Raw genomic sequence first — 23,055 nt, 5'->3', positions numbered from 1 at the left:
CCGCACTGCGGATGCCGCCCCAGCGACCCGCCAATGCATAATCTGCCAAAGTAGTGCTAGGCCCCGGCGGCGTGCGTTGCGGGAAAGGCCACCACGGTGGTCACGCCGCGCGCGCTGCCGGGGTTCTGGGCACCGCTGCGCACGCGGTGCGTGCCGCCCAGTTGCGCCACCAGCCCGGCAATGATCGCCGTGCCCAACCCGCGCCGCGAGCGGGGCAGGCCCGCAATGGCCGGTTGCGTGTCGGACGCAGGCAGGCCCTTGCCGTTGTCCGCCACGGTCAGGCACAGCATGTCGTTTTCGGCCTGTTCCAGCCGCACATCGATGCGGCCGCGCTCGCCCGGGGCAAAGGCGTGCTTGAAGCTGTTGGCCAGCAGTTCGGTCAGCAGCAGCACCAGCGGCAGCAGGCGACCTACGTCAAGGCGCACATCATCGGCGATGACGCGCACGTCCACCGCATCTGCATCGGCCATTTCGCGGGCCAGATCCACTGCATGGCTCAAAATCTCGCGGATCGGCCTGGACTGGGCGGCGGGATCGTAGAGCTGGCGATGCACCCGGCCCATCATCTCGATGCGCTGGTCGGCGCGGTCGATCAGCGGCAGCGCAAGGGCCGGGTCACGCTCGATCTGGCGGCGTTGCAGGCGCAGCATGGAAGCCACCGACGCCAGGTTGTTGGCAACGCGGTGCTGCAATTCCTTGAACAATAGCGCCTGGTGCGCCGCCATCTCGGCGAGGCGCGCCTCGTTCTCTTCCAACTGGCGTTGGCGGCGGGTCAGTCCGTCGATCAGAAAGATGTCGACCGCCACGACGCCGCTGTAGAACAGCATGGCCGTTGCCACTTGCGGTGTCACGACGAAGCTGAACACCGGGGGCACGAAGAAGTACCAAGCCGCCAGTCCACTCAGCACCGCGCAAACGATACCGGGGCCGCGCCCGGCCACGAATGTGGCGACGATCACCGCCGGGAAGAACGTCAGGAACGGAAAACCCGGTGGGAACAGCGCGTCGGCCGTCCAGCGAATGCCGAAAGCGGCACAAAACAGCGCCACGGCCACGCCATGGCGCACGGCTGGGCTGCACGATTGCAGGCCGCGGATGGACCAGAGACGGGGACGCGGCATCAGGGTCATGTCGCTCTACGTTGCCCGATCGTCTTCCCCGGCGCAACCGCTTGTGACAGGCAGCAGCGCGATCTGCACCGGAAATGGCCCTGGTCTTGAGGGCAGAGCTGGCTGGATGGCACAAGCTTTGCCGGCGCCGGACTTCGCGGCGCTGAGCCGGGAGGGTACTGCCAACGATGGCAGCGATATTGGTGCGCCAAGGGTTGACTGTAAAATTATTTGATCTGGCAGGGAACCGCACAGGGCATCGGTGCATTTTGCCGCCAATACGTGGGGCCATCGCTATCGGGCGAGGGCTCGGGTCGTTGAATAATCGGGAACAAACGTTTGTCGAGTGACAAGGCAGATCAGGCGCCAGAACGCCCGACCGATGCCGGGAAGGCAGGTGATGCCGCGAATGGCGCAAGCGAGTTGCGCTACGATGCTGGTGGGGCCGGGCAGGCTGCCGGGCCACGTCGCGCCAGCCAGGCGGGCGGTGCCTATGACGACAGTGCCGATCGCTTCCTGGCGAATCATCCTGATGATGCGTTCACCGGTGCCTCTGGCGTGCTGTTCGAACAAGCGATGGCGCAGACCCGCATGGCCGTGTGCCTGTGCGATCCCCATGCACCCGATGCGCCGATCGTCTTCGTCAACCGCGCGTTCCGCTGGCTGACCGGCTATGACGAGCAGGACATCATCGGCCGCAATTGCCGTTTTCTCCAGGGGCCGGGCACCGATCCGGAAGCGGTTGCGCGCATTCGCACCGCGCTCGCCAACGAAGACGTGGTGGTGGTCGAATTGCTCAACTACCGCAAGGACGGCACCGCATTCTGGAACGCCCTGCATCTTGGCCCGATCTATGACGCCCAGGGACGGCTGATCTATTATTTCGGCAGCCAGTGGGACGTGTCCGACGTGCGCGCCGCGCGCGCCGATGAACGCCATGCCCGCGAACTGGCGCGCGAGCTGTCGCACCGCATGAAGAACATGTTCGCGGTGATCGGCGGCATCGTCAATTTCACCGGCCGCAGTCGCGGGATCGAAACCGAAGCACGCGAGATCAACGATCGCATCCAGGCGCTGGGCCGTGCCTATGAAACGACGCTGGATGAAGCATCAAGCGGATCGATCGAAGTGGGCCAGGCGATCCGTTCGGTGCTGTCGCCCTATGATCCCGACGGGCAGCGCATCCGCTTTGAGGGCAATGGCCTGCGCAGCGATTTCTCGGCAGTCTCGGTGCTCGGCCTTTCGCTGCACGAACTGGCGGTGAACGCGGCCAAGCACGGCGCGCTCAGCAGCGATGGCGGCCAGGTCACCGTGGCGTGGCAGAAGAACGGCAGCAGCGAGGCGCCGACGATCGTCATTGACTGGATCGAGCAGGGTGGCCCCTCGGTGGTGCCGCCCGATACCAACGCAGCGGCGCCCGTCGGTGGGATCGTCGATCGCATGCTGCACATGGCAAGGGGCAATATCATGCGGGACTGGCATCCGGACGGACTGAGGGCACGGCTGCGCGTTCCGCTGCGCGAGGACGTGGTCTGATGGGGCAGGTCTGTTGCAACGACGCGGCATGCCGCGTGTTGGTGCTGGATGACGAGCCGCTGATCCTGCTCGACCTGGAATTCGCAGTGGAAGATGCTGGCTGCGTGCCGCTCACCGCGCTGGAACTGGCCGAAGCACTTGCGATTGCCGAAGCCGAGCCGATCGTTGCGGCGATCCTCGACGTTTCGCTGGCCCATGGCCAGACGTGTGCTCCGGTGGCCAAGGCGCTGGCCGAACGCGGGGTGCCTTATGTGCTGCACACCGGCGATCTCGATCGCATGGATGAAGCCGTGCGCAAGCTGGGCGGCGTGCTGGTGCCCAAGCCCACCCCCGCTGCCGTGGTCGTCAGCCGCGCGCTGGAAGGCGTGACGCAGCGTCAACAGGCCTGATCGCCCCCGACGAAGTTTTCCTTGGGCTGGTGTTTTTTCCGGCCAGCCCCTATCTCGCGCGCCATCGGAAGGAGTTTCCATGGCGACGACGCACAAGACCCGCATGCTGATCATCGGTTCCGGCCCGGCAGGCCTGACGGCCGCCATCTATGGCGCGCGCGCCGGGATGGAGCCGATCGTGGTGCAGGGGCTTCAGCCCGGCGGGCAGCTGACCATCACCACCGACGTCGAGAACTATCCCGGTTTCCGCGACGTGATCCAGGGCCCGTGGCTGATGCAGGAAATGCAGGCCCAGGCCGAACACGTCGGCACGCGGATGATCTGGGACACGATCGTGGACATCGACCTGTCCGGCCCGCCGTTCCGCGCCAGCGCCGACAGCGGCGACGTGTTCGAGGCCGACACGCTGGTGATCGCCACCGGCGCCCAGGCCAAGTGGCTGGGCGTGCCGGGCGAGCAACTGCTTTCGGGCAAGGGCGTTTCGGCCTGCGCCACCTGCGACGGATTCTTCTATCGCGGCAAGAAGGTGGTGGTGATCGGCGGCGGCAACACCGCCGTGGAGGAAGCGCTCTACCTGACCAACCACGCCGAGCACGTCACCCTGATCCACCGCCGTGATGCTTTGCGCGCCGAACGCATCCTGCAACAGCGCCTGCACGCCCATCCCAAGATCAGCGTCTTGTGGAACAAGGCCGTGGCCGCCTTCACCGGCGATCCGCTGGCGGGCGGCCTCAAGGCGGTGGAACTGGTCGATACCGTGACCGGCGAAGGCAGCCGCGTGGAAACCGACGGCGCGTTCGTCGCCATCGGCCATGCGCCCGCCACCAGCCTGTTCGCGGGCAAGCTGGAACTGGACGAAAGCGGCTATATCGTGGTCCAGCCCGGCACGCCCAAGACCGCCATTCCTGGCGTCTTCGCCTGTGGCGACGTGATGGACCACACCTATCGCCAGGCCGTGACGGCGGCGGGCACCGGCTGCATGGCCGCGCTCGATGCCGAACGCTTCGTGGCGGAACTGGACTTTGCCGTGGGGCAGCTCACCCAGGCCTGATCGCCTGCATCACTTGGCGTAGCAGCCATTCCGGCGCGTCGGCAAAGGAATGGCTGTTGCCCTGATGGCCGATCACGCGCGGGTCACTGCCCCAGTGGCCGCGAAACAGTTGCGCCGTGCGGTCGCCTTCGGCCAGCAGGATCGTGACCGGGCCGGTGAACGCCGCCAGCCCGGCGCGCATCTCTTGCGCCAGAGCCGAGCCTTCTTGGGGTGCGGCAGCAGTGCGCAACCCCTGTGCCAGCTTGTCCAGCGCCACTTTTCCGGCCAGCAGCCGCGCCCATTGCCGGGGATCGACCAGCCGCCGCAGATAGTGCTGGCGCAGCGCCGCGGCGGAATGGACCGGTGCCGTCTCATTTTCAGCGTCGAGGGTCCAGGGATTGGCCAGGATCAGCCCGTCCAGCCCCGGCAGCAGCGCGGCATGGAGCATCAGCGCGCTGGCCGCATCGCAATTGCCCAGGGCGAACACGCGCTTCACATGCGGGGCAGCGCTGCGGAACGCGGCCAGCGCCGCCGCGATATCAGGCGCGCTGGCGCGGAAGCCGAGGTTCGCGCCGCTGCTGTCGCCCACCCCGCGCCGGTCGAAGCGGAACACCGGGATGCCCTCGCGCGCGAGGGCTGCCGCCAGGGCTGCCTGGCCGCCCCAGGCGCCGCTGCGGATCTCGTTGCCGCCAGAGACCAGCAGCAGCCCGACCGCGCCGCTCGCCAGCCCCATGTCCAGCGTACCGAACAGGGTTTCGCCTTCGCAGGCAAAGCCGATGACCGTGCGGTTCATGCGCCCAGATCCTGCGCCACGCGCGCGGCAAGCGCGGCGGCAAGGGCGGGGGCCGGGGCTGGTTCCTGCCGCAGCCACGGCGCCGGGCCGGGCGCGGCCAGATCGGCGAGCGCGAGCGCGCGCAGCCCTTCGCCCTGCATGGTCGCGCCTTGCAACCCGGCAATCAGCGCCGCGCCACAGCGATAGCCGCCCAGCACCAGCCCCTGCGCCCGCCCCTGTTCGAGCAGCGCTGCCACGCCGCTCTCTTCCCCGCGCGCCCGCGCCGCCAGCGCAGCGGCGCGCAGCAGGGGGCGCAGCACGGCATCGCCATGCAGCGGATCGAGCGCCCAGCCGGGCAGGGCAGGCGGCGCCACCAAGGCTCCCCCGCGCAGCGCCAAAACGTGGCTGGCGCCGAAATGCCGCGCCGCCGCCGCCGTCGCCGCGCGCCAGGCGTTGAGGCTCTGCGCGGCAAAGTCCTGCACGCTTTCGCCGCAGCCCGGCAGATCGGGCAGGACGCTGGCAATGCCAGCCGCCGCCAGATCGCGCATCACCGCCACCAGCATCGCCCGCGCCCGGTTCATCTCGTCAAACAACGGCGGCACGATCAGCACGCGCAAGGAATCCCCCCTCCCGCCAGCGGGAGGGGTTGGGGGAGGGCATGTTTGCTCCCCATGTTCCGGCCCTGCCACCAGCGCCCACTCGCCATCCGCCCCCGATCCGGGGCAGGGCCAGCGCAGGGGGCGCAGCGCGTCAGCCATGGCCCCGTTTGCACGCCACGAAGCTCAGCAGCGCGCCATAGGTTTCCAGCAGATCGCCGTCGATCTCGTCTTCTTCCAGCACGAAGCCGAAGCGATCCTCCAGCGCGGTGAACAGCCCGGCCACCGCCATCGAATCAAGTTCGGGCAGGGCGCCGAACAGCGGCGTCTGCGCGGTGAACGCGGCGGCGCGGGCCGGCGCCAGGCCCAGCACATCGGCCAGCAGGGCGCGCAGATCGGTATCGAGCGAAGCGGGGATGGTTTCAGACATTTGCGGGGCCTTAACCATCGCCATCGGGCGGGGCAAGCCGGGTGCGCCCGGCCGCCCGCCGTGCCAGCGCTCGCGCCAATGCCGGCCATTTGCGCAATGCGCCGGGGTGATGGGCGCTCAGGCGCCAGCGGGTGCGCGTCTGGTCCATCCAGTCCGCCTTGTAGGGATCATCGCCCGTGCCGAAATCGATCGCGGCTACGCGGTCCACATCGATGACATGGGCGAACATCGCGGCCGACAGCAGCGTGCCGGGCGATGCGGCGCGGGCGTCCTCGCGATGCGCCAGCTTGTGAATGAACGCGGTGCCGGCCTCCATGGTCCACATCTGCGCGGCGACCGGGCGTCCATCGTGCAGGGCAAGGCCCAGGCGCAGCGCCCCGGCGGCGCCTTCGCGCGCGGCGAATTGGCGCAGGAACGCGGGGTCGCCTTCCGCCGGTTTCCAGCTTGCCGCATAGACCTGCTCGTAAGCGTCCCAATCGGCCGCGTCGAATTGCGTCGTCACCCGGCACTGCACGTCGCCCCGCGCGCCCTTGCGCCGCACCGTGGCGCGCAGCGCGCCGGGGCGTGTGGCCCACCAGGTGGCGAAATCCGCGCCCCGCAGCGTCAGGTGGCGGTTGACATGCGCCGGCTCGACCGCCGCGATCCAGCCGGCAGCCCGAAACGCGCGGGCCATCCAGCCTGCCTCGCGCGCGGGCAATGGCGCAAAATCGAGCGCGCCGTGGCGGACAAGCGTGCGCGCCAGCGCGGTCAGCAGCGCTTCTGCGCGCTCGGGCGCATCGGTGACCGGCCGCGCCCAGAAGCTGTACCAGTTGCCGCAGGCGACCAGCCCTTGCGCGGTGGCGACCAGCGGCAGCGCAAGCTGCGCGCCATCGCCATCTTCGGCCACGGCGAGAAAGGCGCGCTGCCCGGCAAAGTGCCGTTCGGCCAGCAGGGCCAGCCAGTCTGCCCGGTCGAACGGCCCGGCCGCCGCCCCGCGCCCCATCAGCGCGGCAAGGCGCGGATGGTCTTGCACTTGGGCAAGTTCGGCATGATAGACCCGGCACGCCACGCTTGGCCTGGTTCCCCTATGTTCGTTCCGTCAGGAGTGCCGTGACCGTTCCGCCCGACCCCACTGTGCATCCGCTGGACCATCTTGCCTTGCGGGGCAAGCGCGAGGCACCCGCGTTGGTGCTCAAGGACGAGGTGCTTAGCCACGAGGGGTTAAATCGGCGTGTAGGGCAACTGGCGGCGTGGCTGGCGGCGCAGCCGGGAGCGGAGCCCGATGCGCGGGTGGCGACATGGCTGGGCAAGGGCCTGCTCGCCTGTCTGATGCCGCTGGCGGCGGTGCGCGCGGGGCTGGTCCACGTGCCGATCAACCCGGTTCTGCGCCGGGCGCAGGCCGCGCATATCCTGGCCGACAGCGGCGCTGCGCTGCTGCTGGCCAATGCCGGGCGGTTGGACACGCTCGAACCGGGCGATGCCGCCGGCGCCGTGGTGCACGACGAAGCCGCCGTGCTGGCCGCGCTCGACGCGCTTGCGCCGCTGCCGCCTTCGGCCGCTGCGCCGGAAAGCCTGGCCGCCATTCTCTATACCAGCGGTTCCACCGGCAACCCCAAGGGCGTCATGCTGAGCCAGGCGAATCTGTGGCTCGGCGCGGTCAGCGTGGTGCATTACCTGGGCCTTGCGGCGGATGACCGCGTGCTGGCGGTGCTGCCGCTGGCGTTCGATTATGGGCAGAACCAGTTGCTTTCGACCTGGGCGGCGGGCGCCTGTGCCGTGCCATTGGACTACTTGCTGCCGCGCGACGTGGTGCGCGCAGTATCGCGCCACGGCATCACTACGCTGGCGGCGGTGCCGCCCTTGTGGCTGCAACTGGTGCAGGCGCGCTGGCCCGATAGCGCCGGGCAGACGTTGCGCCGCCTGACCAACAGCGGCGGGGCGCTGACGCCCGATCTGGTGCGCGGCTTGCGCGGGCAATTCCCGCAGGCGCGGCTGTTTGCCATGTATGGCCTGACCGAGGCGTTCCGCTCCACGTTTCTCGATCCAGCGCTGATCGACGCATATCCCACCTCGATCGGCACGGCGATTCCCTTTGCCGAAGTCATGGTGGTCAACGATGCGGGCGAAGCCGCCGCGCCCGGCGAGGAGGGCGAGCTGGTCCACGCCGGGCCGCTGGTGGCGCAGGGCTATTGGCAGGATGCGGCGCGCACGGCCGAACGCTTTCGCCCCGCGCCGGCCTTTTCGACGCTGGGCGGCATGGCGGTGTGGTCTGGCGACAGGGTGCGCCGCGATGGCGCAGGCCTGCTGCATTTCGTCGGGCGGCGCGACGCGATGATCAAGACATCGGGCCACCGCGTCAGCCCGCAGGAGGTGGAAGAGGCGGCGCTGGCCACCGGGCTGGTGGCCGAAGCGGTGGCGCTGGGCCTGCCGGATGCCGCGCTGGGCCAGGCGATCCATCTGGTCTGCCGCGCCATGCCGGGTACGGCGGGCGACGAGGCGGCGCTGCGCGCGGCCATGGCGCAAGACCTGCCGGCCTTCATGCTGCCCCGCGCGGTGCACTGGCGCGCGGCCATGCCGCTGTCGCCCAATGGCAAGCACGATCGCGCCCGTCTTTACCGCGCCTTGACGCAAAAGGCATAAGGGGCAGGCATGAAACCGCTTGGCCCGATCCCGCCGCATTTTCCCGCGCAGGGCGCCGACCTACTGATTGCCGGGCGGCCGGCCCGAGCCTGGGCGCAGGAGCATGGCACCCCGCTGTTCGTCTATGACGCCGCCGTGGTGCGCGCCCGCGTGGCGCAGTTGCGCGCGGCGCTGCCGCCGGCGATGCGGCTGCATTATGCGGTCAAGGCCAATCCGTTCGGCCCGCTGCTGGCGCTGTTGGCCGGGCTGGTCGACGGGTTCGACATCGCCTCGGCCGGGGAACTGGCGCTGATCACCGCGCAGGGCATCGATCCGGCGCGTGCCGGCTTTGCCGGGCCGGGCAAGCGTGACGCGGAAATCGCTGCGGCGATTGCCGCCGGGGTGACGCTGCATTGCGAATCCGCGCGCGAGGTGGAGCGCGCCCTGGCGCTGGGCGAAGCGGTCGGCCGCCGCCCGGCCCTGGCGGTCCGGGTCAATCCCGATTTCGATCTGCGCGGATCGGGCATGAAGATGGGCGGCGGGGCGCGGCCGTTTGGCGTGGATGCGGAACAGGTGCCGCCGCTCGCCCGCCGCATCGTGGCGAGCGGGGCGGAGTGGCGCGGGTTTCACATCTTTGCCGGCAGCCAGGCGCTGGATGCGCAGGCCGTCATCGCCACGCAGGCCGCCACGCTCGACCTGGCGCTGCGCCTGGCGCACGAGGCGCAAGTGCCGCTGCCCGCGCTCAACCTGGGCGGCGGCTTTGGCATTCCCTATTTTCCCGGCGACATGCCGCTGGACTTGGACGCAGTGGGCGCGGCGCTGGCGCAGCGGCTGGCCGAGCATGGCCCGGCGCTCCACGGCACGCGGCTTACCGTGGAGCTCGGGCGCTATCTGGTGGGGGAGGCAGGCGTCTATCTTGCGCGCGTGGTGGAGCGCAAGGAGAGCCGGGGCGAAGTGTTCCTGGTGACCGATGGCGGGCTGCACCACCAGTTGGCGGCGAGCGGCAACTTCGGCACCGTGGTGCGGCGCAACTATCCGCTGGCGCTGGCCAATCGCATGGATGCCCCGGCTGATGAGGTGGCCAGCGTGGTGGGCTGCCTGTGCACCCCGCTGGACCGGCTGGCCGATCGCGCCGCCCTGCCCAAGGGGGCAGAGGGAGACGTGGTGGCGGTGTGCTGTGCCGGGGCCTATGGCGCCACGGCCAGCCCGGCCGCGTTCCTGGGCCATGGCCCGGCAGTGGAAATCCTGGCGGAAAACGGCCTGCCCAGCGCGGGTTAAGGTTTGGGCGGGCACACGTCCCGAATTGGGACCGGGGCGCCAAGCGGCTTGTCGGACGAGCCGGGGGAGAACAAGACTAACCGTATCTTCACCCTTTTTGTCGATAGCCGATGGTGAAGGTCGCAGGCTCCGCTTATCCCGATAAGGGACAATACGAGGGGCCGGTGCAAGAGCCAGACAAAGGAACCGTTCGCGATGCCGTCTCTTTCCGGCCCCACCCCGAACGCCGCGCCGCGCGGTCGTCTCGCCCGTCTGGGGCTGGGAACGGCGTGCCTGTCGCTGCTGCTCACCGGCTGCGCCGGTGGGGCGCATGGGCCGCAATTGCCGCCGGCCTCGTTCGTCGCGTTGCAGGAAGGGCCGGGCGAGGAATACGTGATCGGCCCGCTGGACGAACTGACCATCTTCGTGTGGCGCAACCCGGAACTGGGTGCCTCGGTGCAGGTGCGGCCCGACGGGCGCATCACCACGCCGCTGATCACCGACATGCCGGCCGTGGGCAAGACGCCCTCGATGCTGGCCGAAGACATCAAGCTCCAGCTTTCGCAATATATCCAGGAGCCGATCGTTTCGGTGATCGTCAACAAGTTTGCCGGCACGTTCAGCCAGCAGGTGCGAATCGTCGGCGCCACGGAAAAGCCGGCCTCGATTCCCTATCGCGCCAACATGACGCTGCTCGACGCGATGATCGCGGTGGGCGGTCTTTCCGAATATGCCGCGGGCAATCGCGCGCGGCTGGTGCGGTTTGACAAGACCACCGGCAAGCAGACCGAATATGCCGTGCGGATCAGCGATCTGCTGCGCAAGGGGGACACCAAGGCCAACGTGATGCTGATGCCCGGTGACGTGATCATCATTCCCGAAAGCGCGTTCTGACCATGGCGGGGCAGGGGCGCTTCTGGCCATGAGCAATCTGATCGATGAAGTGCGCATTGCGCTCTACGGCATCTGGCACCGGCGCTGGCTGGCGCTGGGCGTGGCCTGGCTGGTCTGCCTGCTGGGCTGGTTGGTGGTGGCGATGGTGCCTAATTCCTATGAGTCAAAGGCGCGGATCTTCATCCAGATCGATGACGTGCTGTCCGACCAGATCGGCATCGGCGGCAATGCCAAGCAGGATATCGAGCGGGTGCGGCAGACGCTGACCAGCACGGTCAACCTGGAAAAGGTGGTGCGCGCCACGCGGCTGGGCGACAAGGTCACCAACGACAAGCAGATGGAGTCTGCCGTCGCGGGCCTGGCCACCCAGATCAAGGTGGTGAGCCAGCAGGACAACCTGTTTGAAATCAGCGCCACGTCGGGTCGGGGTTCCTATACCGACGCGCAGAACGCCAAGCTGGCGCAGGACGTGGTGCAGAAGATGATCGACATCTTCCGCGAGGAGAACCTGGCCGGCGGGCGCGGCGAAATGACCGACAGCCTGGCCTTCATGGACCAGCAACTGGCCGACCGGCAGAAGGATCTGGAAGCGGCCGAGCAGAAGCGGCAGGAGTTCGAGGCCAAGAACGCCGCGCTGATGCCGGGCACCGGCTCGGTCTCGGCCAAGCTGGAAGGCGCGCGCAGCGAGTTGCGCGGGGTCGAATCCGATCTGCTGGCAGCGCAGAGCGCGCTGGCCTCGATCAATGGGCAGCTTTCGGGCACACCGCCGACGATCACCATTCCCGGCACCCTGGGCGGCGCGCGCGGCGCTTTGGCCCAGGCCCAGGCCGATCTGGCCGCGATGAAGGCGCGCGGGCTGACCGACAGCCACCCCGACGTGCTGGCCGCCAAGGCGCAGATCGCCAGCCTGCAACGCCAGGCGGCGGCCGAAGGCGCCCACGCCGGCACGCCCAATCCGGCCTATGCCTCGCTCCAGTCGATCAAGGCCGATCGCGAGGCCAGCCTGGTCTCGCTGCAATCGCGCAAGGCCTCGTTGCAGCAGGAAATCGGCCAGCTTACCGGCCAGCAATATAGTGAACCGGCAGTGGCCGCCGAGGCCGCGCGGATCAACCGCGACTATGACGTGCTGAAAGACCAGTACGACAAGCTGCTGCGCGATCGCGAGCAGTTGCGCCTGCGCGGCCAGGTGGAAAGCGAGCACAATTCGGTCAAGTTCGACGTGATCGATCCGCCCAGCACGCCGCGTGGCCCTTCGGCGCCCGATCGGCCGCTGCTGCTGATGCTGGTGCTGGTGGTGGGGCTGGCAGCCGGGTGCGGCGCTGCGTTTGCCATGGCGCAGTTGCGATCGAGCTATGCCACCACTGGCCAGTTGGAGCGGGCGACCGGCATGATCGTGCTCGGCTCGGTCTCGCTGACGCAGACCGCCATGGCGCGGGCGCGGCAGTGGAAGCAGTTGAAGTTGTTCGGTGGTGCCACGGCCGGCCTGGTGCTGGTATTGATGGTGCTGCTGGCCGTGGAATTCATGAAGCGGCGGATGGTGGCATGAAGGCGCAGGACATGAGCGACCAGGGCGATACGCCGCAGACGCCGCAGGACGGGCCCGATCGCGTGCCCGTCCGCAAGACGGCGCCCTCGCTGATCGAGCGGGCGGCGGGAACGTTCGATTTCCGCCAGCATCTGCGCACCCCGGCGGTGCCGCCGCTGCCGCCCAAACCGGTCGCTGCTCCGCCGGCGGCTGTACCCGCGCCGGCACCGGAGCCCGATCCTGCGCCGGAACCGCTGCCCGAGGCGGTCGTGCCGGTGTCTTTCGCGCCCGAGGGCGCGCAAGTGTTCATTCCTGCGGCCGATGGCGTGGAAGACAACAGTGCTGTCGATGCAGCGGCCACGCCGCTCGACGGCATTCCCTCGCGCCAGCGCTTCCGCAAGGCGCCGCAGCCGATCGATCGCCGCCTGCTGCGCGAGCAATGCCTGATCGAGCCGGAAGGCCCGGTGAGCGCGCTGCTGGAGGAATTCCGCATCGTGAAGCGGCAACTTCTGCTGACGGCGGCGGATTCGCGCGCCGGGCGCACCGCGCGCCATGGCGAGCGCATTCTGGTCTGCTCGGCCCATCCCGGCGAAGGCAAGACCTTTTGCGCGGTGAACCTGGCGCTGTCGATCGCGGCGGAAAAGGACAACGAAGTGCTGCTGGTCGATGCCGACTTTGCCAAGCCTTCGGTGCTTTCGACGCTCGGCCTGCCGGGCGGGCCGGGGCTGATGGACGCGCTGGCCGATCCGGAAGTGATGGTAGAGGAATGCATCATTCCCACCGACATTCCGGGCCTGTCGGTGTTGCCGGCCGGCAACCAGACCGGTTCGGACACCGAATATCTCGCCTCTGCCCGCACCCGCGCGATCCTGGACCGGCTGACCGCGCAAGCGCCCAACCGCATCGTGATCTTCGACAGCCCACCCGCGCTGGCGGCCTCTCCCGCATCGGAACTGGCAATGCACGTGGGGCAGGCGGTGATGGTGGTGCGCGCCGACGTGACCGGCGAAGCGGCGCTGCGCGATGCCGTGGGCATCCTTTCGGGCTGCGCCGATATCAAGCTTCTGCTCAACGGCACGCGGTTCTCGCCCACCGGGCGGCGCTTCGGCACCTATTATGGGTACAAGGAATGAAACGGGTGCGTTCCATTATCGCCTGTGTCCTTGCCGGGTCGGCCCTGCTTCCCGCAGCCACGGCCTGTGCGCAAGTGCTGCCCTACCAGGTGGGCAGCGACGATCGCCCCTCGACGCCTGCCGGTGGCAGTGGCCGGTCTGGCAGTGGTAGTGGCCCGGCCGTGCGCACCACGATCCGCCCCTATCTGGAAGTGACGCAGAACCTGCTGGCGCAGATCACGCCGGGCAACGACGTGGTTACCTATACCACGCTGGCGGCGGGGGTGGATGCCACCTTGGCCGGGCGGCGCACCCAGGGCCAGGTCGCGGTGCGCTATGAACGCCGCTTCGTGGAAAAGGGGCAGGTCGGCGATGCCGACACGATTTCGGGCCTGGCGCGTGTGTCGCACCAACTCGTGCCGCGCACGCTGAGCATCGAGGCCGGCGCGCTGGCCGCGCGCACGCGGGTGGAGGCCAATGGGTCTGCCACGCTCAACCCGCTGTCGGTCAACGATGCGGTGAGCCAGGTCTATTCGCTCTATGCCGGGCCGAGCCTGACGACGCATGCCGGGCAGGTGGCGGTCAATGCCAACTATCTGGCCGGCTATACCAAGCTGACCCAGAAGAACGCCTATCAGCCGGCGGCGGGCCAGCCGCGCATCGACCTGTTCAACCATTCGCTGGTGCAATCGGCGCAAGTCTCGGCCGGAACCAAGGCGGGCACCGTGCTGCCGGTGGGGCTGGTCGCCAGCGCGGGGTGGGACCGCGAAGACATCTCCAATCTGGACCAGCGCATCGACGACAAGCGCGTCGGCCTTCAGGCGACGCTGCCGGTCAGCCGCACGGTGCAACTGGTGGGCGATGTCGGCTGGGAGCATATCCGCGTCTCCTCGCGCGATGCGCTGCGCGATGCCAATGGCAATCCGGTGATCGGCAGCGACGGACGTTACGTTACGGACACCAGCAAGCCGCGCACCATCGCCTATGACAGCGACGGCCTGATCTGGGACGCAGGCGTGATGTGGCGGCCCAGCCCGCGCACCTCGCTGTCTGCCTTCATCGGTCGGCGCTATGACAGCACGACCTATTTCGGCAGCTTTTCCTATGCGCCCAACACGCGCAGCTCGCTCAATGTCTCGGTCTATGACGGGATTTCCGGTTTCGGCTCCAGCCTGTCGAACGCGCTGCGCCAGGTGCCGACCGACTTTGCCACCGGCGCCACCGGCTGCGGCATCGGGGCGACCGGCGGTTCGTGCGTGAACGGCGCGCTGTCGTCGGTCTCGTCCTCGGTGTTCCGCGCGCGCGGGGTCAATGCGACCTATGGCTTTGCCATGGGCCGGCTGCGGCTGGGCGTGGGTGCGGGCTATGTCCGCCGCCGCTTCATCGCCGCGCCGGGCACGGTGCTGGCCCAGGCCAACGGCACGGTGGACCAGAGCTGGTATGTCACCGGCGGCGTTTCCGGCCAGTTGGGCCGCGATGCCAGCTTCAGCGTGGCGGTCTATGATGCGTGGTACGACAGCGGTACGGCGCTGCTGGGCACGTCCAATTCCTATGGCATCTATGCGTCCTATTATCGCCGCCTGGCCGATCGTCTCACCGCAACGGCGTCGGTTGGGCTTGACGGCGTGAGCCGCGATCTGGCTGCGGATCAATTGGAAGCGACAGGCCTGGTCGGCCTGCGCTACACGCTATGACGGTTCAGGAGGCGTAACGCCGATGTACGATGATTTTTACCGCCTTTCGGCCCGTCCGTTCCAGTTGACGCCCGATCCCGAGTTCTATTTTGAAAGCGCCACCCACAAGAAGGCGCTGTCATACCTCGGCTATGGCCTGGCGCAGAGCGAGGGCTTCATCGTGATCACCGGCGAGGTGGGCGCGGGCAAATCCACGCTGGCCGCGCATCTGTTGGCCAGTATCGACCCTGCGCAACTGACGGCGGCGCAGATCGTGACCAGCAAGCTGGATGGGCAGGAACTGGTGCACATGGCTGCGCGCGCCTTTGGCCTGGACGTGGCCGGGCACGACAAAGCTGCCGCCCTGGCGCGGATCGAGATGTTCCTGCATGACGAGGCGCGCGCCGGGCGGCGCTGCCTGCTGGTGGTGGACGAAGCGCAGAACCTGAGCGTGGAAGCGCTGGAGGAACTGCGCATGCTCTCCAACTTCCAGTTGGGCGCGCATCCGCTGTTGCAGATCCTGCTGCTCGGCCAGCCCGAGTTCCGCACCCTGCTGCAAGGCTCGCCCCGGTTGGAACAGTTGCGCCAGCGGGTGATCGCCACGCACCACCTGGCGCCGATGGAGCCCGAGGAAGTCGGCCCCTATGTCGAGCATCGCCTGGTGCGCGCGGGGTGGAACGGCAACCCGTCGTTCGAGCCGCGCTTCTATGCCGATCTCGCCCGCGCCAGCGGCGGCGTGCCGCGCCGGATCAACCAGATCCTGAGCCGCGTGCTGCTGGCCGGGGCGCTGGAACAGGCCAGCCGGATCGAAGCCGGGCTGCTGCATGCCGTGCTGGACGACATGGCCGCCGACAGCGCGGCGCCGGCTGCTGCCGCTACCGAAACGCCCGCGCCGGTTGCTCCCGCGGTCGAAGCGACGTCGTCGCAGGCGCTGGGCCTGACTGCCGATGCGTTCCACGGCGATGCCAAGCCAGAGGCGCCCGCACGCCATGATTTCGATCTGGCCGCGATCGAGGCGGCCATGGCCAGCCGCGACGAGCAGATTGCCGAATTGCAGCAGGCGGTGATCGAAGTGGCGGAAATGCGCGCCGCCCATGGCGACGAGGCGGCTGCCGCCCAGGCCGATGGCACCGCCCGCACGCAGGCGCTGGAAGCGGCGCTGAGCGATGCCGCCGCGCGCATCGGCGTGCTGGAACATCGCCTGGCCGAGCAGGAGCAGGCGATCCGCCATGTTCTGACCATGCTGATCGAGTGGTTCGAGACCGACCGCCCCAAGCGCGCGGCCTGAGCGAAAGAGCGCCATGCCCGCACCACACCCTGTTCCCGTCATCAATGGCCTTTCCGTCGATGTGGAGGAATGGTTCCAGGTCGGCGCGTTCGAGAACGTGATCGACCGCGCCGATTGGGACAGCCTGGCCTCGCGGGTGGAGCGCAACGTGCAGGCCATCCTCGCGATGTTCGACGCCGCCGGGGTGAAAGCCACGTTCTTTACCCTGGGTTGGGTGGCGCAGCGCCATCCCGCGCTGATCCGCGCTATCGCCGATGCCGGGCATGAAGTGGCGAGCCATGGCTGGGACCACCAGCGCGTGTTCACGCTGGACCCGGCCACCTTTGCCGCCGACCTTGCCCGTGCGCGCGATGCGCTGGAGCAGGCCAGCGGCCAGGCGGTGACCGGCTATCGCGCGCCCAGCTTTTCGATCGACGCGCGCAATCCCTGGGCGCACGAGGTGCTGGCGCAGGCGGGCTATGCCTATTCCAGTTCCGTCGCGCCGATCGTGCACGATCACTATGGCTGGCGCGAGGCGCCGCGCTTTGCCTTCCGCCCGCTGGAACACAGCGCCTTGCTGGAAATTCCGGTGACCACGGCGGAACTGGCGGGGCGGCGCATGGCGGCCGGGGGCGGCGGCTTTTTCCGCCTGCTGCCCTATGGCGTTTCGGCCTGGGCGATCCGCCAGGTCAATGCCGCCGGGCGCCCGGCGGCGTTCTATTTTCACCCGTGGGAAATCGATCCGGATCAACCGCGCCAGGATCGCGCGCCGTGGCGCTCGCGCTTTCGCCACTATACCAACCTGTCGGTCATGGCGCCCAAGCTGGAGCGCCTGCTGCGCGATTTTGCCTGGGGCCGGATGGACGAGGTCGCCGCGCGGGAAGCGGCCCGCCTGGCCGAGCATCCCGCGTCGCCGGTTCTTTCGGCAGCGGCATGAACGCGCCGTTTCGCCTGGCGCCGCCGCAGGTGCGCGAAGCCGGGCCGGCGGACATGGCGGCCTATGCCCGCTTCCTGGCCGCGCAACCGCTGGCCGGGGTGTTCCACGATCCGCGCTGGCTCACCGCCGTGGCGCAGGGCAGTGGCCATGCCAGCCACCTGCTGCTGGCCGAGCAGGGCGACGCCATCGTTGCCGCGCTGCCGTTGCACGCCGTGTCTTCGCCGCTGTTCGGCCGCGCGCTGGTTTCCACCGGCTTTGCCGTGGGCGGCGGCGTGGTGGGGGATGAAAGCGCCGCGCCCGCGCTGCTGACGGCGGCGCAGGATCTGGCGCGGCAGTTGCGCAGCCCGACCATCGAACTGCGCGGCGGGGTGCTGCCGCAGGGGCCGGGCTGGCATGTGAAGCAGGATAGCCACGCCGGGTTTGTTGGCGCGCTGGCGGCCGACGATGCCGCGCAGTTGCAGGCCGTGCCGCGCAAGCAGCGCGCCGAACTGCGCAAGGGGCTGGCCAACGGGCTGGAGGTGCGCACCGGCAGCGGCGCGCAGGATCGCGCCTGGCACTATCGCGTCTATAGCGAATCCGTGCGCAACCTCGGCACGCCGGTGTTTCCGCGCCGCCTGTTCGCCCGCGTGCTCGATGCCTTTGGCGAGGATGCCGATATCCTGACCGTGCTGCACCAGGGCCAGCCCGTGGCCAGCGTGCTCAGCCTCTATCATCGCGGCGCGGTGATGCCCTATTGGGGCGGCGGCGTGCTGGCGGCCCGCGCGCTGCGGGCCAACGACGTGATGTATTATGCGCTGATGAACCATGCCCGCGCGCGGGGCATGGCGCGCTTCGATTTCGGCCGGTCCAAGGTTGATTCCGGCGCCTATCACTTCAAGCGCAACTGGGGTTTCGTGCCCGAGCCGCTGTCTTACGCCCACTGGACTGCCGATGGACAGGCCCCGCGCGACGTCAACCCGCTGAGCCCGCGCTATCAGGCCAAGATCCGGCTGTGGCTGAAGCTGCCGCTGCCGCTGGCCAACCTGATCGGGCCGCTGATCGCGCGCGGGCTGGCCTGACGTGGGCGAAATCCTGTTCCTCGCGCATCGCATCCCGTTCCCGCCGGATCGGGGCGACAAGATCCGCTCGCACCATATCCTGAAAGCACTGGCCACGCTGGCGCCGGTGCATGTGGCCTGCCTGGCCGACAATGCCGCAGACATGGCGCACGAGGCCGAATTGGCCGCCGTGGCGACCAGCCACTGCCTGGTGCGGCGGCGCGGATCGCTGGTGGGGGCGGGGCTGGCGGCTCTCCTCGGCGGGCGGCCAATCAGCCTGGCAGCGTTCGCCTCGGCCAAGCTGGCGCGCTATGTCAGGCAGGTGCTGGCCACGCGGCCGATCACCACCATCTTCGTGTTTTCCGGGCAGATGGCGCAATATGTGCCCGCCGGGTTCGCGGGGCGGGTGGTGATGGACTTTGTCGATGTTGATTCGGCCAAGTTCGGCCAATATGCCCGGCGTCCCGGCCTTTCCGCGCCGGTCTACATGCGCGAGGCCTGGCTGCTGCGCCGCTATGAAGCGCGCGTGGCGCGCCGCGCGACGACCAGCCTGCTGGTGAGCGAGGCGGAAGCGGCCCTGTTGCGCAGCCGGCTGGGGCGCGGCCCGATGCCCGATGTGCGCGCGCTGGGCAACGGCATCGACACCGCCTATTTCGATCCGGCCGGCATTCCGAATGCGCCGCCGCTGGTGATGGGCGGGCCGCAGATCGTGTTTACCGGGCAGATGGACTATCCGCCCAATGTGGAGGCCGTGGTGGCCTTTGCCCGCCAGGTCATGCCCTTGATCAAGGGGCGCTTTCCCGGCGCGCAATTCAACGTGGTGGGCCGCGCGCCAAGCCCGGCGGTGCTGGCGCTCGACGGGGTGAACGGGACGCGGGTGACCGGCGCGGTGCCTGATGTGCGGCCCTGGCTCGCTGGTGCAGACCTCGTGGTGGTGCCGCTGACCCTGGCGCGGGGTGTGCAGAACAAGGTGCTGGAAGCCATGGCCATGGCGCGCCCGGTGCTGTTGACGGCCGAGGCGGCGACCGGGATCGACGCCGTGGACGGGCGCGACTTTGCCGTGTCGCCCGCTGCGCCGGAGGAGTTTGCGGCCCGTGCGGTGGGGCTGCTGTCCGATCCGATCCGCGCCGATGGGCTGGGCCGCGCCGCGCGGGCTTTCGTGATCGCGCAATGCGGCTGGGATCGGGTTCTGGCACCGCTGCCGGCGCTGGTCGGTTTCGAGCGTCGGTTTGGCCGCCGTGCGGCGTGATGGTCTTTCTCGTTTCTCGCTCGTGCAGCGGGGGAGCGGCGGCGTGGGCCATGCCCCCTCCGACGGGCCTGTGGCCCGCCACCTCCCCCACGTTGTGGGGGAGGATCTGATGCCTTGGGCGTTGCTTGGCCTGGCCTGGCTGGGCCTGATTGCCCTGTTTCATGCCGATTGGGCGGCGATGGCCGGGCAGTGGTGGGATTCGTCCACCTACAACCATATCCTGCTGGTGCCGGCGATACTCGTCTGGCTGGTTTCGCTGCGCTGGGCGGCGCTGCGCCAGATTGCGCCGCAGGGATGGTGGCCGGGGCTGGTGCTGTTTGCCGGGGCGGCGTTCCTGTGGATGCTGGGCGATTTCGCCGGCTTTTCGCTGGTCACGCAGACCGCCTGCGTGCTGATGCTCCAGGCCAGCTTCCTGGCGCTGATGGGGCCGCGCCTGGCGGCGGCTGCGCTGTTTCCGCTGGCCTACATGCTGTTCCTGGTGCCGTTTGGCGACGAGCTGATCCCGATCCTGCAGATCGTGACGGCGCGGATCGTGATGGTGCTGCTGCATCTGGCGAGCATTCCGGCGGCGCTCGACGGGGTGTTCATCACCACCCCGGCGGGCTATTTCAAAGTGGCCGAGGCCTGTTCGGGGGTAAAGTTCCTGATCGCCATGACCGCCTATGGCGTGCTGGTGTGCCAGGTCTGCTTCCGGTCCTGGCCGCGTCGGGCGGCGTTCATGGCGCTGGCGCTGGTCGTGCCGGTGCTGGCCAACGGGGTGCGCGCCTGGGGCACGATCGTGCTGGCCGGGCAGCTGGGCATCCAGTTTGCCGCCGGGTTCGACCATGTGTTCTACGGCTGGGTGTTCTTTGCCGTGGTCATGGCGCTGACCATGCTGGCGGGTTGGCCGTTTTTCGACCGCGCGCGGGATGATCCGCCGGTGCAGGTGGCGCCGATCCTGGCCGACCGGCGCCTGGCCTGGGCGGCGCGGTGGAGCATGGCACAGGGCGTGATTCTGGCGGCCCTGGCCGGGTTGGCGCTGGGCTTTGTGGCCTGGGGTGCGGCTGCCGGGCGGCTGGCGGCGCCGCTGCCGGCGCGGATCGACCTGCCCACCGTGCCGGGCTGGCATCGCGTGGGCGGCCCTTCGGGTTGGCCCTGGCAGCCGCGCCATGGCGGGGCCGATCATCGCCTGCTGGGCCGCTATGCTGATGGGCAGGGCCATGTCGTGGACGTTTCGTTCGCGCTCTATGCCGGGCAGGGCGAGGGGCGCGAGGCGGGTGGCTTTGGCGAAGGCGCAGTGCCACCGGGCAGCGGTTGGGCCTGGGAAAAGCCGGCCACGGGCCTGGCCGGTGGCAGCGGGGCGATGATCCAGGCGCCCGGCCCGGTGCATCGCCTGGCGGTGACCTGGTATCGCACCGATGGCTGGCTGGGGGGCAGCAACATGCACCTCAAGCTGTGGAACATTGCCGACCGCCTCTTGCTGCGCGCGCGGCCCACCGCCACGCTGATCCTGTCGAGCGAAGATCACGCCAGTGCGCCGGCAGCATCGGCCTTGGCTGCTTTTGTAGACGCCACGGGGCCGCTGGACCAGTGGATCGACCGCGTGGCGCGCGGTACGTAAGGAGCAGTTTTCGGGGCATGTGCGGCATTGCGGGGATCTTTCACACCCAGGGGATGAAGCCGGTCGATCCGGCGCGGCTGCGCGCGATGGGCGATGTGATCGCGCATCGTGGGCCGGATGGCGACGGGGTGTGGACGGCGCCGGGCGTGGGCCTGGGGCACCGCCGCCTGTCGATCATCGACCTGGCCGGATCGCCCCAGCCGATGGCCAGCGCCGATGGCGCGGCGATGCTGGTGTTCAACGGCGAAATCTACAACTACCAGGAACTGCGCCGCGAACTGGCCGCGCTGGGCGCGGTATTCCGCACCGATGGCGATAGCGAAGTGATCCTTGCCGCCTGGCAGCACTGGGGCGTGGACTGCCTGCCGCGCTTCAACGGCATGTTCGCCTTTGCGCTCTATGACTTGCGCGCGCGCACCCTGCTGCTGGCGCGCGACCGGCTTGGGGTAAAGCCTTTGCACATGGCCACGCTGGCTGATGGCAGCGTGATCTTCGGTTCCGAACTCAAGCAGTTGCTGGCCCATCCCATGCTGCGGCGCGGGCTCGATCCGCTGGCGGTGGAAGATTATCTCGCCTGGGGCTTTGTGCCCGATACGCGATCGATCCTGGCCGGGGTGGAAAAGCTGCCGGCCGGGCGTTACCGGCTGCTGCGCCACGATGCGCCGCCGCCGCCACCGGTACAGTGGTGGGACGTGTCGTTTGCCGAGCGCGACAGTGCCAGCCAGAAAGACCTTGAGGCGCATTTGCTGCACCGGCTGCGCAAGGCGGTCACCTCGCGCATGGCGGCCGATGTGCCGCTGGGCGCGTTCCTGTCTGGCGGGGTGGACAGTTCCACCGTGGTCGCGCTGATGGCCGAAGCCAGCCGCGATCCCGTGAAGACCTGCGCGATCGGGTTCGACGTGGCCGCGCTCGACGAGACAAGCTGGGCGGGCGCAGTGGCGCAGCGCTTTGCCACGCAGCACCATGCCCGCACGGTTTCGGCCGACGATTTTGCGCTGGTCGATCGGCTGGTGGCGATGTTCGACGAACCCTTTGCCGATGCTTCGGCGCTGCCCACGTTCCGGGTGTGCGAACTGGCGCGCCAGCATGTCACCGTGGCGCTTTCGGGCGATGGCGCGGACGAGGCCTTTGCCGGCTATCGCCGCCAGGTGTTCCATCATCGCGAGGAGCAGGCGCGGGCGTTGCTGCCCGTCGGGTTGCGCCGCCCGGTTTTCGGCGCGCTGGGGCGGCTCTATCCCAAGGCAGACTGGGCGCCGCGCCCGCTGCGCGCCAAGGCCACGTTCCAGAGCCTGGCCGAGGATGGCGAGGTGGGCTATGCCTGCGCCCTGGCGGTGACCGCGCCCGAAGCGCGCGCCGCGCTCTACAGCCCGGATTTCGCCCGGCTACGTGGTGACTACCGCGCCGAGACGCCGCTGATCGACTTGATGCGCCAGGCCCCTGCGCGCAGCGGGCTGGACCGCGCGCAATATGCCGATCTCAAGTTCACGCTGCCCGGCGATATCCTGACCAAGGTTGATCGCGCCAGCATGGCGGTGAGCCTGGAAGCGCGAGAGCCGCTGCTCGACCATCGCCTGATCGAGTTTGCCGCGCGCCTGCCCGAGCCGATGCGCGTGCACGGCGCCACCGGCAAGTGGCTGATGAAGCAGACCATGCGGCGCTATCTGCCCGATGATGTGCTGTTCCGGCCCAAGATGGGCTTCGTTACGCCGATTGCCGCCTGGCTGCGTGGGCCGCTTGCCGGCCCGGCCCGGGCGATCGCCACCGGCAGCGCGCTCAGCCGCGCCGGCTGGTTCGATTCGGCCCGGATTGCCGCCCTGGCCGAATCGCACATCGCCGGCCGCGCCGATCACAGCCGCGTCCTGTGGCAACTGCTGATGCTCGACCGCAGCCTCGCGCGGCTGGATCCGGCTTTGGGATCATAGATTTGGCCGGCCGATAGGGCCTTGCGCGTTACCACCGATGGTAAACGGTAAGGTGATCTAAACCATTTCGGACTAGCTCAGATCGGTAACCCAACTGCGCCGATGGTCCATGCGAAAATTTC

Annotated in this window: 20 protein-coding genes; 15 read left to right on the top strand and 5 right to left on the bottom strand. The window is 68.9% G+C overall.

What is annotated here, in order from left to right:
* Positions 1 to 56: 56 nt before the first annotated feature.
* A complete protein-coding gene (locus IE191_RS05225; RefSeq protein ID WP_191323291.1) occupies positions 57 to 1,130 on the bottom strand; it encodes a sensor histidine kinase in 1,074 nt (357 codons plus the stop codon).
* A 402-nt stretch (positions 1,131 to 1,532) separates the two neighbouring features.
* Between IE191_RS05225 and IE191_RS05220 the strand changes: the two genes are divergently transcribed.
* The 3 genes from IE191_RS05220 to trxB all read left to right on the top strand — a co-directional run bounded on the left by IE191_RS05220 (position 1,533) and on the right by trxB (position 4,085).
* Positions 1,533 to 2,645, top strand: a complete 1,113-nt coding sequence (locus IE191_RS05220; protein WP_191323290.1) for a PAS domain-containing protein — start codon at positions 1,533 to 1,535, stop codon at positions 2,643 to 2,645.
* Positions 2,645 to 3,034 carry a response regulator gene (locus tag IE191_RS05215; RefSeq protein WP_191323289.1) on the top strand — a complete coding sequence of 130 codons (390 nt, stop codon included), beginning with the start codon at positions 2,645 to 2,647 and terminating at the stop codon, positions 3,032 to 3,034. The genes IE191_RS05220 and IE191_RS05215 overlap by 1 nt, the downstream gene beginning before the upstream one ends.
* A 79-nt stretch (positions 3,035 to 3,113) precedes the next feature.
* Entirely contained in the window at positions 3,114 to 4,085 is a 972-nt protein-coding gene (trxB, locus tag IE191_RS05210) for a thioredoxin-disulfide reductase (RefSeq protein WP_191323288.1), read from the top strand.
* On the opposite strand, the gene IE191_RS05205 is transcribed toward trxB, so the two are convergent.
* The 4 genes from IE191_RS05205 to IE191_RS05190 all read right to left on the bottom strand — a co-directional run bounded on the left by IE191_RS05205 (position 4,072) and on the right by IE191_RS05190 (position 6,874).
* Positions 4,072 to 4,857 carry a hydrolase 1, exosortase A system-associated gene (locus IE191_RS05205; RefSeq protein ID WP_191323287.1) on the bottom strand — a complete coding sequence of 262 codons (786 nt, stop codon included), beginning with the start codon at positions 4,855 to 4,857 and terminating at the stop codon, positions 4,072 to 4,074. The two genes, trxB and IE191_RS05205, sit on opposite strands and share 14 nt — an antisense overlap.
* Positions 4,854 to 5,447: an alpha/beta hydrolase family protein gene (locus IE191_RS05200; RefSeq protein ID WP_229815121.1), complete on the bottom strand. Its 594-nt coding sequence runs from the start codon at positions 5,445 to 5,447 to the stop codon at positions 4,854 to 4,856. The genes IE191_RS05205 and IE191_RS05200 overlap by 4 nt, the downstream gene beginning before the upstream one ends.
* Before the next feature lie 139 nt (positions 5,448 to 5,586).
* Positions 5,587 to 5,862, bottom strand: a complete 276-nt coding sequence (locus IE191_RS05195) for a phosphopantetheine-binding protein (RefSeq protein WP_191323285.1) — start codon at positions 5,860 to 5,862, stop codon at positions 5,587 to 5,589.
* 10 nt (positions 5,863 to 5,872) lie between these two features.
* Complete coding sequence (locus IE191_RS05190; RefSeq protein WP_229815117.1) at positions 5,873 to 6,874, bottom strand: GNAT family N-acetyltransferase; 1,002 nt, start codon at positions 6,872 to 6,874, stop codon at positions 5,873 to 5,875.
* A 77-nt stretch (positions 6,875 to 6,951) separates the two neighbouring features.
* Here IE191_RS05190 and IE191_RS05185 point away from each other — a divergent pair, with 77 nt between their 5' ends.
* The 12 genes from IE191_RS05185 to IE191_RS05130 all read left to right on the top strand — a co-directional run bounded on the left by IE191_RS05185 (position 6,952) and on the right by IE191_RS05130 (position 22,933).
* The gene (locus tag IE191_RS05185) at positions 6,952 to 8,481 is read left to right on the top strand and encodes an acyl-CoA ligase (AMP-forming), exosortase A system-associated (protein WP_191323284.1); all 1,530 of its coding nucleotides are present in this window, start codon (positions 6,952 to 6,954) and stop codon (positions 8,479 to 8,481) included.
* A gap of 9 nt (positions 8,482 to 8,490) precedes the next feature.
* Positions 8,491 to 9,738 carry a pyridoxal-dependent decarboxylase, exosortase A system-associated gene (locus tag IE191_RS05180; protein ID WP_191323283.1) on the top strand — a complete coding sequence of 416 codons (1,248 nt, stop codon included), beginning with the start codon at positions 8,491 to 8,493 and terminating at the stop codon, positions 9,736 to 9,738.
* Between the two features lie 195 nt (positions 9,739 to 9,933).
* Positions 9,934 to 10,611: an XrtA/PEP-CTERM system exopolysaccharide export protein gene (locus IE191_RS05175; protein ID WP_191323282.1), complete on the top strand. Its 678-nt coding sequence runs from the start codon at positions 9,934 to 9,936 to the stop codon at positions 10,609 to 10,611.
* Between the two features lie 28 nt (positions 10,612 to 10,639).
* A complete protein-coding gene (locus tag IE191_RS05170) occupies positions 10,640 to 12,157 on the top strand; it encodes an XrtA system polysaccharide chain length determinant (protein WP_191323281.1) in 1,518 nt (505 codons plus the stop codon).
* A gap of 11 nt (positions 12,158 to 12,168) precedes the next feature.
* Positions 12,169 to 13,269, top strand: coding sequence for an AAA family ATPase (locus tag IE191_RS05165; RefSeq protein WP_191323280.1), 1,101 nt, complete (start codon positions 12,169 to 12,171; stop codon positions 13,267 to 13,269).
* Positions 13,266 to 14,942: a preprotein translocase subunit YajC gene (locus tag IE191_RS05160; protein ID WP_373299241.1), complete on the top strand. Its 1,677-nt coding sequence runs from the start codon at positions 13,266 to 13,268 to the stop codon at positions 14,940 to 14,942. Before IE191_RS05165 ends, IE191_RS05160 begins: the two co-directional genes overlap by 4 nt.
* 22 nt (positions 14,943 to 14,964) lie before the next feature.
* The gene (locus tag IE191_RS05155; protein WP_191323278.1) at positions 14,965 to 16,209 is read left to right on the top strand and encodes an XrtA/PEP-CTERM system-associated ATPase; all 1,245 of its coding nucleotides are present in this window, start codon (positions 14,965 to 14,967) and stop codon (positions 16,207 to 16,209) included.
* A 13-nt stretch (positions 16,210 to 16,222) separates the two neighbouring features.
* Entirely contained in the window at positions 16,223 to 17,125 is a 903-nt protein-coding gene (locus IE191_RS05150) for an XrtA system polysaccharide deacetylase (protein ID WP_191323277.1), read from the top strand.
* Entirely contained in the window at positions 17,122 to 18,183 is a 1,062-nt protein-coding gene (locus IE191_RS05145) for a FemAB family XrtA/PEP-CTERM system-associated protein (RefSeq protein WP_191323276.1), read from the top strand. Before IE191_RS05150 ends, IE191_RS05145 begins: the two co-directional genes overlap by 4 nt.
* 1 nt (position 18,184) lies before the next feature.
* Positions 18,185 to 19,411: a TIGR03087 family PEP-CTERM/XrtA system glycosyltransferase gene (locus IE191_RS05140; protein WP_191323275.1), complete on the top strand. Its 1,227-nt coding sequence runs from the start codon at positions 18,185 to 18,187 to the stop codon at positions 19,409 to 19,411.
* Between the two features lie 109 nt (positions 19,412 to 19,520).
* Positions 19,521 to 21,011, top strand: coding sequence for an exosortase A (gene xrtA / locus IE191_RS05135; RefSeq protein ID WP_191323274.1), 1,491 nt, complete (start codon positions 19,521 to 19,523; stop codon positions 21,009 to 21,011).
* Between the two features lie 17 nt (positions 21,012 to 21,028).
* Entirely contained in the window at positions 21,029 to 22,933 is a 1,905-nt protein-coding gene (locus IE191_RS05130) for an XrtA/PEP-CTERM system amidotransferase (RefSeq protein ID WP_191323273.1), read from the top strand.
* Positions 22,934 to 23,055 lie beyond the last annotated feature (122 nt).

This window comes from Novosphingobium pokkalii (genome assembly GCF_014652855.1).
Classification (GTDB): domain Bacteria; phylum Pseudomonadota; class Alphaproteobacteria; order Sphingomonadales; family Sphingomonadaceae; genus Novosphingobium; species Novosphingobium pokkalii.
The sequence above is the reverse complement of the archived record's forward strand: the minus strand, read 5'-3'. Positions and strand labels throughout refer to the sequence as shown.

Coding starts and splice junctions, on each gene's coding strand:
- IE191_RS05175 (WP_191323282.1), top strand. CDS start 9,934: ATGCCGTCTCTTTCCGGCCCCACCCCGAACGCCGCGCCGCGCGGTCGT.
- IE191_RS05215 (WP_191323289.1), top strand. CDS start 2,645: ATGGGGCAGGTCTGTTGCAACGACGCGGCATGCCGCGTGTTGGTGCTG.
- xrtA (WP_191323274.1), top strand. CDS start 19,521: ATGCCTTGGGCGTTGCTTGGCCTGGCCTGGCTGGGCCTGATTGCCCTG.
- IE191_RS05150 (WP_191323277.1), top strand. CDS start 16,223: ATGCCCGCACCACACCCTGTTCCCGTCATCAATGGCCTTTCCGTCGAT.
- IE191_RS05205 (WP_191323287.1), bottom strand. CDS start 4,857: ATGAACCGCACGGTCATCGGCTTTGCCTGCGAAGGCGAAACCCTGTTC.
- IE191_RS05165 (WP_191323280.1), top strand. CDS start 12,169: ATGAGCGACCAGGGCGATACGCCGCAGACGCCGCAGGACGGGCCCGAT.
- IE191_RS05170 (WP_191323281.1), top strand. CDS start 10,640: ATGAGCAATCTGATCGATGAAGTGCGCATTGCGCTCTACGGCATCTGG.
- IE191_RS05145 (WP_191323276.1), top strand. CDS start 17,122: ATGAACGCGCCGTTTCGCCTGGCGCCGCCGCAGGTGCGCGAAGCCGGG.
- trxB (WP_191323288.1), top strand. CDS start 3,114: ATGGCGACGACGCACAAGACCCGCATGCTGATCATCGGTTCCGGCCCG.
- IE191_RS05195 (WP_191323285.1), bottom strand. CDS start 5,862: ATGTCTGAAACCATCCCCGCTTCGCTCGATACCGATCTGCGCGCCCTG.
- IE191_RS05130 (WP_191323273.1), top strand. CDS start 21,029: ATGTGCGGCATTGCGGGGATCTTTCACACCCAGGGGATGAAGCCGGTC.
- IE191_RS05225 (WP_191323291.1), bottom strand. CDS start 1,130: ATGACCCTGATGCCGCGTCCCCGTCTCTGGTCCATCCGCGGCCTGCAA.
- IE191_RS05160 (WP_373299241.1), top strand. CDS start 13,266: ATGAAACGGGTGCGTTCCATTATCGCCTGTGTCCTTGCCGGGTCGGCC.
- IE191_RS05155 (WP_191323278.1), top strand. CDS start 14,965: ATGTACGATGATTTTTACCGCCTTTCGGCCCGTCCGTTCCAGTTGACG.
- IE191_RS05180 (WP_191323283.1), top strand. CDS start 8,491: ATGAAACCGCTTGGCCCGATCCCGCCGCATTTTCCCGCGCAGGGCGCC.